This window comes from Leuconostoc lactis (assembly GCF_007954625.1).
Lineage (GTDB): Bacteria > Bacillota > Bacilli > Lactobacillales > Lactobacillaceae > Leuconostoc > Leuconostoc lactis_A.
In genome coordinates this window covers 1,370,634-1,384,057 of the sequence record NZ_CP042420.1, presented here as the reverse complement: position 1 = coordinate 1,384,057, position 13,424 = coordinate 1,370,634, and the positions used below count along the sequence as shown (strand labels likewise).

Here is a 13,424-nt window from a genome sequence, read left to right as displayed (position 1 = left end):
ATTGTTTTAGTTCGCTACCACATTGCTTTTGGGTAGTCAATGAATGAAAACGATGTACGTGCTTAGCACAAACAAAAAAACAGCAACCGTTTTAAAGTTGTTGTTTTTACTGTGTTGTTAAGACCTATCGCAAATAATTTTGTATCGTTTAAAAAAGCTGTTTAATTTTATTTGCCATTATTCTGACAGGTAGCAATGTTTCCCAGGGATGCGATTGATAAACACCTTTGATAAATCGATCCATTTCAGCTGTCATTTCCCAAGCCTCGTTAATAGCTACCTTCTCGAAAAAAATAGGTTGATTTTGCGGCCACTGAGCGATCACACCCAAATCAGTTGTAATCACTTTGGCAATGACTGGATAGCCACCATGTGTCGCACGATCAGCTAATAAAATAATCGGCTGGCCATCGCGTGAAATTTGTATGGCACCATTCATATTAGCTTCTGATAATAAATTTTCAGATTTAGCGTTAATTACAGGTCCATCTAAACGATAGCCCATTCGATCAATATGTTTGCCTAGATGAAATGCTTCATTTAACAGTTTCTCCCAATCCCTGTGAGAAAACCAATCTGATTCAGGCCCGTCAACAATCCGAATTTTATGACGAGTTGTCAAACTAACCAGCTGATTAGGCACTTGTGGTGATAATTTTGGCTGCAGTCGAGGCCATGCTTCTGCCAAAGCTAAAATCTTTAGTACGTCGCCTTGTACTAAAGATCTCCCGTCAAAACCACCTAGTTTTATTGATAAACTCGTTGACCATGATCCCATACGCATCGGGACCTGTACACCACCTGCAACACTTAAATAGATAAATCGCCCCTGTGTGATTTGTGTAAAATCCAGCACATCGTTTTCTTTCACCAAAATTGGAATATCTTGACTAACCACTTCATCATTGCGTTTCACTAATGCTCGCGCGCCTGTTAAAGCAACAATTGTCTGACTTGAAAATTGAACTTTTCCGCCCGTGACACCAAACTCTATACTAGCGGCATTATCACTTGCACGGTTACCAACTAACGCGTTACCAATTCGATAAGCAAAGTTATCCATTACACCGGAATTTGGAAGACCCTCACCTTGGTGACCAATTCTGCCGGTATCTTGAACTGTTGCTAACGTACCAGCAGTCAAAATTTTAAATGCATTCATTGTGCCAATGCCTCCGCAAAAAAGTCATTGAAATGTACACCAGCCAATTGTTGAAATTCATATTTATCAATTGCATAAAACCGCACCCTATCTCCCGCATGAATACTTATTTCAGGACGATTAGCATCAAATACGACTAATGGTGTTTGCCCAATAATTTGCCACCCGCCAGGCGATACGACAGGGTAATAGCCTGTTTGCTGTCCGGCAATGCCGATCGATCCAGCTGGAATACGTAAGCGCGGCGTTTCTTTTCGTGGCGTATGCAATTTCTCATCTAAACCACCAAGATATGCAAATCCTGGCAAAAATCCTAACATGTAAATTCTATAGGTGTGACTCGTATGTAAACGAATTACGTCTGCTACAGTTAAATCATGATACTTTGCAACCTCAAGTAAGTCCAGGCCCACTGTTTCATCGTATAATACTGGTACGTGATACAGTCGGCTGTCGCTACTCGTATCAATATTTAGTTGTTGCTCTAACTGTGCCCGTAAAAATTCTTGAAATGCTACAATATCAATAACTAGCGGATCAAAAACAAATGTCACCGCACGGTAAGCCGGTATAATATCCAACAAACCGTTAATATGTTGACTTTCTACCAATTTAGCTATGGTTAAAACTTGGTGACTAATCGTTTCGGAGATAACATTTTCAAAGACAACATTAATGCTGGTATCACCGGAAAACATAATTTTTGGTGCCATACTTTCTCCTTTTATAATGTATTAATCAGTGTTTCAATACCAGCAAATGCCATGAATAGGACAACAAGCCAACCAAAAATACTTAATAGTATTGGATGTTTATAGGTATCCCCCATAATCTTGTGCTTATGTGCGCCCACTAGTAAAATAGCTAAAGCAATTGGTAAGATGAGACCGTTAATTGCGCCAACAATCACTAAAATTTGAGCTGGCTTACCAATGATATAAAAGACTAAGGTAGAAAGTGCAATAAAACTAATGACTAAGTAAGGACGATACTTTTGGAATTTTGTAGCGCCTTCTGAAGAGTGCGAATAATTTAAAAATGATACAGATGTAAATGTTGAGCCAAGAACTGATGTCATACCAGCGGCAAATAACAGTAAGCCAAAGAACTTATAACCAAAGTTACCAGCGGCAATTTGAAAGATAGCGGCTGCTGGGTTGGCAGGGTCAAGCTTATGTCCCGCCATGACGACTGCAAGGCCTGCTAAAAATAACATCACACGAATGACTGAAGCAATACCGATACCAGAAAGAGCACCTTCGTTAACGTATTTCAAACCTTTTTGACCGCGAACACCACCCTCTAACAAACGATGACCACCAGCAAAAGAAATATATCCGCCTACTGTTCCACCAACAATTGTAACAATTGAGTAGAAATTGATATCAGTCGGTAGAAAAGTATGTTTAACTGCTGCACTAACGGGCACAGTTGTCACAGACAGGATGTAGATTAAAACAGCAATTTTAACAACTGCTAAAACTTGGACTGTCCGATCCATTACGACTAACGCATTGCGAACGACGAACACGATAATTGCTAAAAGCGCTGCTATAATCGCCCCGTTTTCTGCCGAAATACCAAACAACACATTTAATCCAAGACCTGCCCCAGCAACATTCCCAATATTAAAGAAAAAGCCACCCACAACAATTAAGAAGGTTAAAAAGTAACCCAATCCCGGGAAAATATCGTTGGCAATTTGCTGCGCATGTTTACCAGAAACGGTAATAATACGCCAAATATTTATCTGCACGACAATATCAATTAAAATAGTGACCAAAATAGCAAAGCCAAAATTTGGTCCTAATTGACTTGTAAATGCTGCGGTTTGAGTTAAGAAACCTGGCCCAACAGCAGACATTGCCATAACAAAGGCAGCGCCCATTGCGACAGATCGTGCGCTTCTTTTTTTAATCGGTGATGAAACATTATTTTTTGTGTCATTTTGAGCCATATTTTTTATCCTCTTGTTGTGATATCACTAGTAACGTCAATTTGTTTATGGCGTAGTAACCGCTTAATGTGTCGTGCTAGTTCTACCGCCGCTTGATTATCACCGTGCACACAAATTGAGTCCACAGTTAAGGGCACAGTTTCCCCAGTGATTGCCACTACAGACTGATTAATTACCATGTCTAATGCGCGTTGTGCAGCTTCTTGTGGATCTAAAATCATTGCATTTGGTTGTGTCCGTGGCACAAGCGTACCATCAACCTGATAGTTTCTATCGGCAAATACTTCTTGTGCATATTGCATATGCGCTTCTTTTGCGGCATGAATTAATTCACTGTTTGCTAAGCCATAAATAATGGTTTGCGGATCCACTTGCTGAATGCCAGCTACAACTGCTTTGGCAATATGTCGGTCTTTCGCAGCCATGTTATACAAGGCCCCATGTGCTTTGACATGATGTAACTTATGATCTGGCGTAAACGCGCTCAAAGCCCCCACTTGATACGCAACCATAGCTGTGATGTCACTAGGAGACATGATAATTTCTCGGCGACCAAACCCCTGTAAATCAGCAAATCCAGGATGGGCACCAATTGCAACGCCCTCATCAATAGCTAATTGAATCGTTTTAGCCATGATTGTTGGATCACCAGCATGAAAGCCACACGCAATGTTCGCAGAGGTAACTTGTTTTAAAATTTCTTGGTCTAAGCCAATGATATATTTTCCAAAACTTTCGCCTAAATCAGCATTAAAATCAACTTTTATCATTTTTTCACACGATTAAATCCTTATTTGGTAAATTGGTAACTAGCATATGACCTGGCGCGTGCGTGATAGCGAAATGCGGTTTTGAAGCCATTACTGCTGCTTGAGGTGTAACGCCACAAGCCCAAAAAACCGGTGTTTCGTCAGCTTTAATTGTTACGGCATCACCAAAATCTGGTTTGGTGAGATCGTTAATGCCAATCTCTTCAGGATTACCGATATGAATTGGTGCGCCGTGAACACCAGGCATACGATTTGTCACACTCACTGCAGTTGCGATTTGACTACTTTTGATTGGGCGCATACTCACAACCATGTTGCCCGAAAAATGACCTGCTGGTAGTAAAGGTATATTGGTATTAAACATTGGCACATTGACTTGTTCTGTAATATGACGAATTTCAATACCAGCTTCAATTAACAAATCTTCAAAAGAAAAACTACAACCAATCAAAAAACTCACCAAATCATCACGCCAGTAATCTGTCACTGACAACACTTCTGCTGTCAATTTACCATCTTGGTAAATACGATACTTTGGGAGATCAGTTGTCAAATCAATATCGGCACCTAACCGTTGCAAGTGTCGGTTCCCAATTTCTGTGACTTCTAAGATCGGTATAGGTTTTGGATTCCGTTGCGCCAGTAATAAGAAATCATACGCATCTTTTTTTGGTAAAACAATTAAATTTGCTTGTGCAAACCCAGGACATATCCCAGCTGTGTTTTTTGATACGCATTATTTCTGACTGAATGTCTAAATGCTGTTGGCGTCATAATAACAATCTCCTATTCCTTAAGTTGATGGTCGAGCCAGTCAATATCTGTTCTACTTTCCTTTGAAGTGAAATCAGGGTGTGTCAAGATACGTAGTAATAAATCCAAATTCGTTTTAACGCCTAATATCACTGTTTCTTCAATAGCGATTTTTAAACGTGTTAAGGCTTCTTGACGAGCAATGATTTTAGCAATCATAGCGTCATAAAATGGCGATACAGTGTAACCTTGATATATAGCAGTCTCAATACGTATACCCAAACCAGCAGGTAAGTGGAGTCCACTAATTGTACCGGCTGATTGCGCAGAAATTCTTGCCTCGATAGCAAACATTTTTTTAGTGTCTGCAGGTATATCAGCTAGCTTTTGACCGTAGGCCAATTGTAATTGTGCACCTACAATATCAATACCTGAAATCTCCTCAGAAATAGCATGTTCCACTTGAATTCGTGTATTCATCTCCATGAAATAATAACGACCCGGACCTTGATACAAAAATTCAAAAGTACCTGCACTACGATAGGCCATCTTTTTTGTTGCTTTTAACGCAACTTCTAACATCTCAGATCGTGTAGCTGCATCTAGGTATTGACTGGGGGCTTCTTCAATAACTTTTTGATGATGACTTTGAATAGTGCAGTCACGTTCACCCAAGACAATGGCATCTCCTAACCCATCACCTAATATCTGTACTTCAATATGCCGTGGCTGATCAATAAATTTCTCAAGATACATACGACCATCACCAACTGACGCTTTAATTTCATTCTGAGCAAGCTCGAATAGTGATTGAAAACGATCTTGGCTTGGAATCAGTCGCATGCCTTTTCCGCCGCCACCAGCAACAGACTTAAGCATCACTGGATAACCAATTTGATTAGCCTGTGTCAAACCAGCATGTGCATTATCAAAAAAAACATCACTTCCAGACACAATCGGTACGCCGGTTTCTGACATAAATTGACGTGCGCTAGCCTTATCGCCCATTTGCGAAATGGTATCACTTGTTGGGCCAATAAATGTAAGACCCATTGATTCGACTTTACTGGCAAAATCCGCGTTTTCAGATAAAAAGCCATAACCAGGATGAATGGCATCAGCATGTGTAATCTCTGCTGCCGCTAAAATTGCATGTTGGTTCAAATAGCTATCAATCGCATTTGCAGGACCTATTTGGATGGCCTCGTCTGCCATTGCGACATGTAGCGATGCTTTGTCGGCGGACGAATAAACTGCTACTGTTGTGAACCCCAATGTCTTTGCCGCTCGAATAATTCTGACCGCAATTTCACCACGATTAGCAATTAAAATTTTAAAGTTGTGTTCTAATGTACTGCGCATCACAACAACCTAAACAATTTTTGTCCATATTCAATTGCATCACCATCTTTAACTAAAACCTCAGCAATCACGCCCTCGTTATCTGCTAAGATGTTGGTCATCATTTTCATGGCTTCTGCAATACCAACTACAGTAGATTGAGTTACTGTCTGTCCCACTGTAACAAAGGGTGACGATTCAGGATCAGATGCGGTATAAAACGTTCCAATTGTTGGTGATACGATGTAACGCATCTCTTGATGTGGTTGTTCTTTTGCAATATCTGTGCTTTCAGCTATTTGAATCTCACGATTAATGTTTTTTGAGACACTAATTTTCGAATCACCTTTTTTAAACGAGATATGACTAAGGTTATTGTCGTTTAAAATCTTTACGATAGCAGCAATGTCATCAATTTCCATGTGTTTTTCACCTTTATTAAATATAAATTAAAATTTATCACTTTATTCAAGGTGTTATGTTATTTATGTGAGAAAACCTTACTTAAAATTACATTTTTATTAATTTTTGTGTGTTGTGAATAGGTTTTTTTCCAAAAAAAAAGACAATCTCTTGTCTTTTCACCACATTATTTTATGACGCTACATAATTGCAAACACTGGTCGTCCGGCATTCCAATCAGCAGGATCGCGACTCAGCGTATTTGAAAGATAGTTAAGATCGTACCAGCCATTGAAGTAATAGCGACTGTAAGGATCATAGACCTGCGTTGCCCCGTTATTATAACCGTAAGTGGCAATTGCGTGCCCGATACCATTAGCCACATTAACATAGAAAATTACAGGAACGCCTTGTTGTAGCAATTGCGCCGTGCGGGCAACCGTATTGATTTGTTCGACTTGACGACCATAATAATGTACGGTATTAATCAAGTCAATGCCCGTCGCACCATATGATGATGTACTGATGTTATTCATCACGGCTCTCACGTTGTCTGGGTTCACTGGAATGCCATATGACCCATTCAAAACCATTGCAATACTAGTAGGGACACAACCAGCTGGCCCCATTGTATAGTCATTAAAAGGATGATTTGCCCAGCGACTGTCTAATTGCGAGAAGTAAACCGGTTGGTTTGCATGCTTTGTGACAACTTGATAATTTGTCGGGTTCAAATAAGCTGTCCCTGTTTGCGGTACAGCCTGGCCTTTTTGAATCAGCGTTAATTGAATGGCTTCAATACGCTTTGCTAAGCCAGTTGAGCCAGCAATACCATCATTAGCTGTCCAAGCCAACCAACCCACATCTTGAATATGAACACGATAGTAAAGGTTATAATAACTGGCTAATTGGCCAGTCAAAGTCACTTTAATGGCTTCCATTTGACGAGACTGACCAACCGTCCCTGCTAACTGACCATCGGTGACTGCATTTTGCCAACCTGTTCCTGAAACGTGTGCCTGATAGACAACATCACCGGTCAAGCCATTGTTATCAAGATAAATTTTGATGGCTTCTAAGCGTTTACCCTGCCCTGTTGTCCCAGCAACCGTATCATTATTACGCGTCCCTTGCCAGCCATAGTCTTGGCCTTGTACTTGGTATTGTATGTTAGCTGCGCCAACACTTGGTCGCTGCGTGCTTTGGGTGAAGGCTTGTTGCTTCAAATTAAGCAAGAATTGAATCGCTTCAAGGCGTAAACCTAAACCAGTTGAGCCAGCAACTGTCCCGTTTGAAGCCCAATCTAACCACCCAAAATCTTGAATATGAACACGATAGTAAATGTCATACTGGTTGGCTAATTCACCGGTCAAATGAATCTTGATGGCCTCCATTTGGCGGGATTGTCCAACTGTTCCTGCTAGCGCACCATTTTTAACTTCACTCTGCCAGCCAGTACCGGAAACATGCGCTTGATAAACAATATCACCTGGGTAGGTATTGCTCGTGTTGTTAACCGTTATTTTAACCCCTTCCAAACGTAGCGCTTGGCCAGTGACACCGGCGGTTTCGTTTTCATGGACAGGGTTTTGCCAGCCATAGTTTTGTCCTTGGCCTTGCACAGTGATATCAGGTGCCGCAACGGTTTGTGGCGCAGCCGTTACACCTTGTGCTGGGGCTGGTATCACTGCCGATACCGGTGCTATTGGCGTTGTTGGTGCTGTTGTGACTGGTGCTACTGCACTAGCCGTATTTGCAGTAGTCGTTTGTGGCGCTGTACTTGTAGTATTTGGCGTAGACGCTGTCTGTGGGACAGATACATCGTTAACGTTGCTAGTTGTTGCGTCAGTGCCGTTAACTGGGCTTTCTGCACTAGCCGATGTTGCCGAAGAACTTGCTGGTGTAGTACTTGTCACCGGTACTGGCTTTGTCGTGGGCGTATCTACTGGCTGGGTTGCGGTTGCATCAGTCGTTGTCGTGGGCGGATTTGCTACCCCCGTCTGCACAACCTGATCGGCACTATTCTGCGTAGTCGTGTCAGCGTGTACCTGTGACACGCCAGTTAAGGCGATGGCACCAGCAACAAAAATACCCGTCACCAACGTTTTCCCGGATTTGTATAATTTATACTTTTTTAACATCACATCTCCTCAATTCTCCCGAAAAATAAAACAACAATAATCTTATACTATATTTTCTCACATTTTATACACAGATTACGCCCATTTTAAATCACTTTATACTCGTTAGCATATCTGACTACACTGCCACCGTCGCTAGTAATTGTCTTTTAATGGCTTGTGCCACATCTTGACTGGCCCGCAGGTAAATGATGTCGCCCGCGCGCAAAACCAAGTCACCCTTTGGAATGAGCAAGTTATCTGATCGTTTTACCAATGTGATTAAACTGTTGGGCATTAAATGCAAGTCGCGTATTTGCTGATCTTCCATGATGCTGCCGGCTAAGACGGGAATTTCAAGCGTGGTCATCTCAGATGAAGCGCTGTTTTGCTGGTTTTGCTGTAATAATCTAGCCAACAATGATTCGTAAATTGGCGCACCGTTGAGTAAATCGACGACTAAATAAGCCACTAAACTGACAAAGGCCAATGGCAAAATATGCGTGACGCTTCCAACCATTTCAAAAACAAGAATGATCGCAGTAAACGGCGCTTTACCAATACAAGCAAAATACCCTGCCATACCAATCACCACAAAATTTAAAATATAAGTCGTTGGCATCCAGTTCAAGGTCACGAACACATTGCCAATGAGGGTCCCACTCAAAGCTCCTAACGTGAGAATAGGTAAAAAGATCCCACCTGGCAGTCCAGAACCATAACTCACCATTGAAAAAACAAACCGCACAGCCAATAGACCTAGCACTAGCTTAACGCTAGTTGGGGTATTATTGAGCGATAAAATCAAGCCGTTACCACCACCCAAAACGTGTGGCCAAAGTAGGCCAACTGGCAGCACTAAAATAAATGGGATCACCCCATAAAAATACTTGGGCAGTGGTAATTTGTCATACAGAGACAAGCTAGCCAGTAGGACACGTTGATACATATAACCAAACAACCCTAACATCAGCCCAAATACCAAGAGCAAACCGTACAACTTCACCGGAAAGACGGTTAAATGCCCCACAGCTAAGACTGGTGTTTGCCCAAACATCACCGTCGAGACAAAGTCCGATACAGTTGCCCCCGTGACAGCACCTACCCAAACAAACGGTGAAATGCTGTGATAGATTTCTTCAAGGACGAACATCACACCAGCTAGCGGGGCGTTAAAGGCCGCGGATAGACCGGCGGCAGCCCCACTGGCGATTAAACTTTTTGCTTTGTTATGGCTTAAATGTCGGTATTTTGCCACGCCTTGACCAATTGCAGCGCCAAGTTGAATCGATGGCCCCTCACGGCCAAGCATCAGGCCACTACCAATGGCTAAAATACCAGCAGTAAATTTGCGCCAAAGGGTTGCCCACCAATTATCCGTGATCTCGCCGGTTAATACCCCTTCAACTTGTGGTATCCCTGATCCTGATATATGCGGATTTTGCTTGAGTAACCAAGCAGCTACGATGAGACAGCCAGCATTTAACAAGATAATGAGGACCAGTGAGAACAATTCACCCCGTCCGACAGCAAGGTATAAGGTCTGAAAGTACGCTAAAACTTTTTCGATTGATAGCCGAAATAGACTCACCACGATACCGGTTAGAAAACCAATCAGGACACCGTAACCCACAATAGCTAGTTTTGACGTATTTAACTGTAACTTCTGATTTAACATAGCCTTAGTTTACAACAGAATTTGGGGTGAGTTCAAATTCTGTTAACAAACGCTATCGTCTGTCTAAAAAAAGGGAACCTTAACGGTTCCCTTTCACATGTCAGCAGGTTTATCTCAGATAACACTGCTGCTATTCACTTGTTTTAGCGGTTTGCTCGAATACCGAACACAGCTGACACAATCAGTACTAGGACAACCGCCCCAATAATTGAAGGAATCAAAGCCATACCAGCTAGAGTTGGACCCCAGTGGCCAAGAACTCCTTGACCGATAGCTGAACCAATCAAGCCGGCAAGGATATTACTAATCCAACCCATTGATGCCCCACGGTTCGTAATAGCACCTGCAATTGCACCAATAATGGCACCAACAATTAATGACCAAATCATATGAGACTCCTCCGTCCTTTGCGCTATATTCTTATTACTTGTTGGTTATATTATATCACTCTCGCGGTAATTTCACAAATCAAGCAAACACAAAACGCCTTATCATAGGCTTTGGTAGCGTTTACCAACTGTCGTGATTCACAATCAAAATTTCAATCACAGAACAGCGCATGTCAATGTCAGCAAATTACTAGACTTTTTACGTACAACAGCTTATGATACTTATAATTAGTAAGCACAGTAAATCAACAGTCAGGATAGAGCCAATGCAACAAATCACTTACCACATGACACACCTCACGCTCGTCGCGAATGATGAAGCCCAAATGCGGCCTTTTTATCGCGACATTCTTGGTTTCGTGGAAACAAAAATTGACGCGCAAACCTATGGTTATGCGTTAACGGCTAGCCAACCGCCAATCCTCACGTTGGTATTTAACGGGGCAACGCCAAGTGCACCACGGCAAGGGTTATATCATTTCGCCCTACTCTTCCCAGATACTGCTAGTCTCGCAAGTTTAGTGGCACATCTTTTGACAATCAACTACCCGCTGGGTGGCGGTGACCATGATGTTAGTGAAGCTTTTTATTTAAACGATCCCAATGGCAACGGGATCGAACTCTATCATGATCGGCCGCGCAAACAATGGCAATGGGATCAAAATTTTGTCCAAATGGGCACTAAAGCCGTTGACGTTGCCACGTTATTGCAGGCACGGAAAAGCAACTGGACAGGCTTTCCGCCCCAGACCACGATTGGCCATTTACATTTTGTGGGCCATAACGTAGCAGCTGGGGATGCTTTCTTCATTGATGGCTTGGGGATGAATTTGACGACCACCTTCGCTAATAGCGCCAACTTTTATTCGCATAACCGCTACCACCATCACCATGCCTATAATACGTGGTTAGGCGCCCAAGTAGCGCAACGCCAACCGCAAGAAAATGGTTTAGCTGATTGGACAATTGCCGTTAATCCAGCCTATTTTGCGCAACTAAAAACCCGATTTGCTGATCGCGGGCAATTGATAGAGGCCCATACACTGACAGTGGTTGATCCATTCGGCAGTACGTTGATTATCCAAGAAGCCACCGATGAAGCTTAATCAAACCAATAGTAAAAGCCTTCGATTGACGAAGGCTTTTTGTTATGTGTCTGAATTTAGTTGGTCAGGTGATAGACTTTGGCTTCATAGGGCCGTAATGTCGTGCCAGCATCATTGTCATAATTACTAATAATTATCGTTGCCGTCTCAGGGACTTGATAATCACGTGTTAAGGTGTCACTCGTAAAGTTGTTAATGACGAGTAAGGTATCATTTTCTCCAACTCGACGATAAGTATAAACTTGCGCATCAGTTGGATCTAATAATTGATAAGTACCGGTAGTGATAATTGGCAAGTCATGCCGTAGGCGGATTAACTTCTGATAATAATAGAAAATTGAATTTGGATCGTTTAAGGCTTCTGCCACGTTAATCGTTTCATAATTATCGTTCAACTTCAACCAAGGTGTGCCAGTAGTAAAACCTGCATTGGCGCTGTCATCCCACTGCATGGGTGTCCGAGCGTTATCCCGACCTTTGGCATGGACGTACCTTAACATCGTGGCTTCATCGGTTAAATGATCTTGATCGATTAAGTACTTAAAAGCATTTTTAATTTCAACATCGTCAAAGTCATCACGTTGCAAATTGTAGGCGTTCGTCATACCAATTTCTTCACCTTGGTAAATGTATGGCGTGCCCTGCATGAAATGCAGGAGCGTTGCGACCATTTTGGCAGAAACAACACGATATTCTGTCCGATCATCCCCGTAGCGGCTCACAGCCCGTGGCTGATCGTGGTTATCCCAATACAATGAATTCCATGCTTTACCCGCCAAATCGTTTTGCCATTTGGATAAATTCGCTTTTAAATCAACCAGTGAAACTTTTTTATCATACCACTTGCCAAGCGCTGGGTTGGGATTGTGATCAAGATCCATATGTTCAAATTGGAAGACCATATTCAATTCTGAATGATCTTGATTAGCATACTTCACGGCGTTTTCAATATCCACCCCTGATGCTTCGCCAACGGTCACCATATCTGCCCGATTTAAGACTTTTTGGCGCATTTCTTGCAAATACTCATGGACGTGGGGGCCATTGGCGACCGCTTGATTTGAATTACCATAATCCCCACCTTCAGGTACTTCGCCATCGGGTAGGCCATCAGGCTTAGAAATTAGGGAAATCACGTCCATGCGAAAACCATCAATGCCCTTGTCCACCCAGAAATTCATCATATCAAAGACAGCCTGACGTACTTCAGGATTCACCCAGTTCAAATCAGGTTGCCCTTCAACAAATAAATGCAAATAATACTGTCCCGTAGCGTCATCAAATTGCCAAGCTGGTCCCGAGAAGAAGGATCCCCAATTATTTGGCTCATGCCCATCAACGGGATCGCGCCAAATATAGAAATCGCGCTTGTCATTATCTTGTGATTGCCGACTTTCAATGAACCACGGGTGTTGGTCTGAGGTGTGATTAACCACCAAGTCCATCATAATCTTAAGCCCCTTATCATGGGCTTGTGCTAATAGGTCATCAAAATCAGCCATCGTGCCAAATTTCGTGTTAATGGCTTCATAATCGGAAATGTCGTAACCATTATCTTTATCTGGCGATGCGTAAACGGGGTTAAGCCAAATAACATCGGCGCCTAATTTCTTGATGTAATCAAGGCGTTGTGTAATTCCCTTCAAATCACCAATCCCATCACCGTCAGTATCCTGAAAGGACCTCGGATAAACTTGATAAACCACTGCTTTTTGCCACCATTGAATTGCTGCTGTCATGTTAATT

At 42.3% G+C, this 13,424-nt stretch carries 12 protein-coding genes; 1 reads left to right on the top strand and 11 read right to left on the bottom strand.

From position 1 onward, the window contains the following. Positions 1-148: 148 nt before the first annotated feature. From FGL80_RS06840 to FGL80_RS06795, 10 genes are all read right to left on the bottom strand, one after another. A complete protein-coding gene (locus tag FGL80_RS06840; protein ID WP_055307887.1) occupies positions 149-1,162 on the bottom strand; it encodes a 5-oxoprolinase subunit C family protein in 1,014 nt (337 codons plus the stop codon). Beyond that, the gene (gene pxpB, locus FGL80_RS06835; protein ID WP_055307888.1) at positions 1,159-1,875 is read right to left on the bottom strand and encodes a 5-oxoprolinase subunit PxpB; all 717 of its coding nucleotides are present in this window, start codon (positions 1,873-1,875) and stop codon (positions 1,159-1,161) included. The genes FGL80_RS06840 and pxpB overlap by 4 nt, the downstream gene beginning before the upstream one ends. Before the next feature lie 11 nt (positions 1,876-1,886). Then, a complete protein-coding gene (locus FGL80_RS06830; protein ID WP_055307889.1) occupies positions 1,887-3,119 on the bottom strand; it encodes an NRAMP family divalent metal transporter in 1,233 nt (410 codons plus the stop codon). Between the two features lie 5 nt (positions 3,120-3,124). Next, positions 3,125-3,889 (bottom strand): LamB/YcsF family protein, encoded by a 765-nt coding sequence (locus tag FGL80_RS06825; RefSeq protein ID WP_055307890.1) that lies wholly within the window; start codon positions 3,887-3,889, stop codon positions 3,125-3,127. Between the two features lie 4 nt (positions 3,890-3,893). Further along, positions 3,894-4,571 carry a putative hydro-lyase gene (locus tag FGL80_RS06820; protein WP_244297962.1) on the bottom strand — a complete coding sequence of 226 codons (678 nt, stop codon included), beginning with the start codon at positions 4,569-4,571 and terminating at the stop codon, positions 3,894-3,896. Between the two features lie 104 nt (positions 4,572-4,675). Beyond that, positions 4,676-6,004 (bottom strand): acetyl-CoA carboxylase biotin carboxylase subunit, encoded by a 1,329-nt coding sequence (locus FGL80_RS06815; protein WP_147001881.1) that lies wholly within the window; start codon positions 6,002-6,004, stop codon positions 4,676-4,678. After that, positions 6,004-6,405, bottom strand: coding sequence for an acetyl-CoA carboxylase biotin carboxyl carrier protein (locus FGL80_RS06810; RefSeq protein WP_055307893.1), 402 nt, complete (start codon positions 6,403-6,405; stop codon positions 6,004-6,006). Before FGL80_RS06810 ends, FGL80_RS06815 begins: the two co-directional genes overlap by 1 nt. Positions 6,406-6,585: 180 nt before the next feature. Next, a complete protein-coding gene (locus tag FGL80_RS06805; RefSeq protein WP_147001880.1) occupies positions 6,586-8,526 on the bottom strand; it encodes a C39 family peptidase in 1,941 nt (646 codons plus the stop codon). A gap of 118 nt (positions 8,527-8,644) precedes the next feature. Next, complete coding sequence (locus FGL80_RS06800; RefSeq protein WP_055307895.1) at positions 8,645-10,183, bottom strand: ClC family H(+)/Cl(-) exchange transporter; 1,539 nt, start codon at positions 10,181-10,183, stop codon at positions 8,645-8,647. A 143-nt stretch (positions 10,184-10,326) separates the two neighbouring features. Further along, entirely contained in the window at positions 10,327-10,572 is a 246-nt protein-coding gene (locus tag FGL80_RS06795) for a GlsB/YeaQ/YmgE family stress response membrane protein (RefSeq protein WP_055307896.1), read from the bottom strand. A gap of 266 nt (positions 10,573-10,838) precedes the next feature. On the opposite strand from FGL80_RS06795, the gene FGL80_RS06790 reads away from it, so the two are divergent. Then, complete coding sequence (locus FGL80_RS06790; protein WP_055307897.1) at positions 10,839-11,678, top strand: VOC family protein; 840 nt, start codon at positions 10,839-10,841, stop codon at positions 11,676-11,678. Positions 11,679-11,734: 56 nt separating this feature from the next. Here FGL80_RS06790 and FGL80_RS06785 read toward each other — a convergent pair whose 3' ends face one another. Then, a complete protein-coding gene (locus tag FGL80_RS06785; protein ID WP_055307898.1) occupies positions 11,735-13,417 on the bottom strand; it encodes a glycoside hydrolase family 13 protein in 1,683 nt (560 codons plus the stop codon). Positions 13,418-13,424 lie beyond the last annotated feature (7 nt).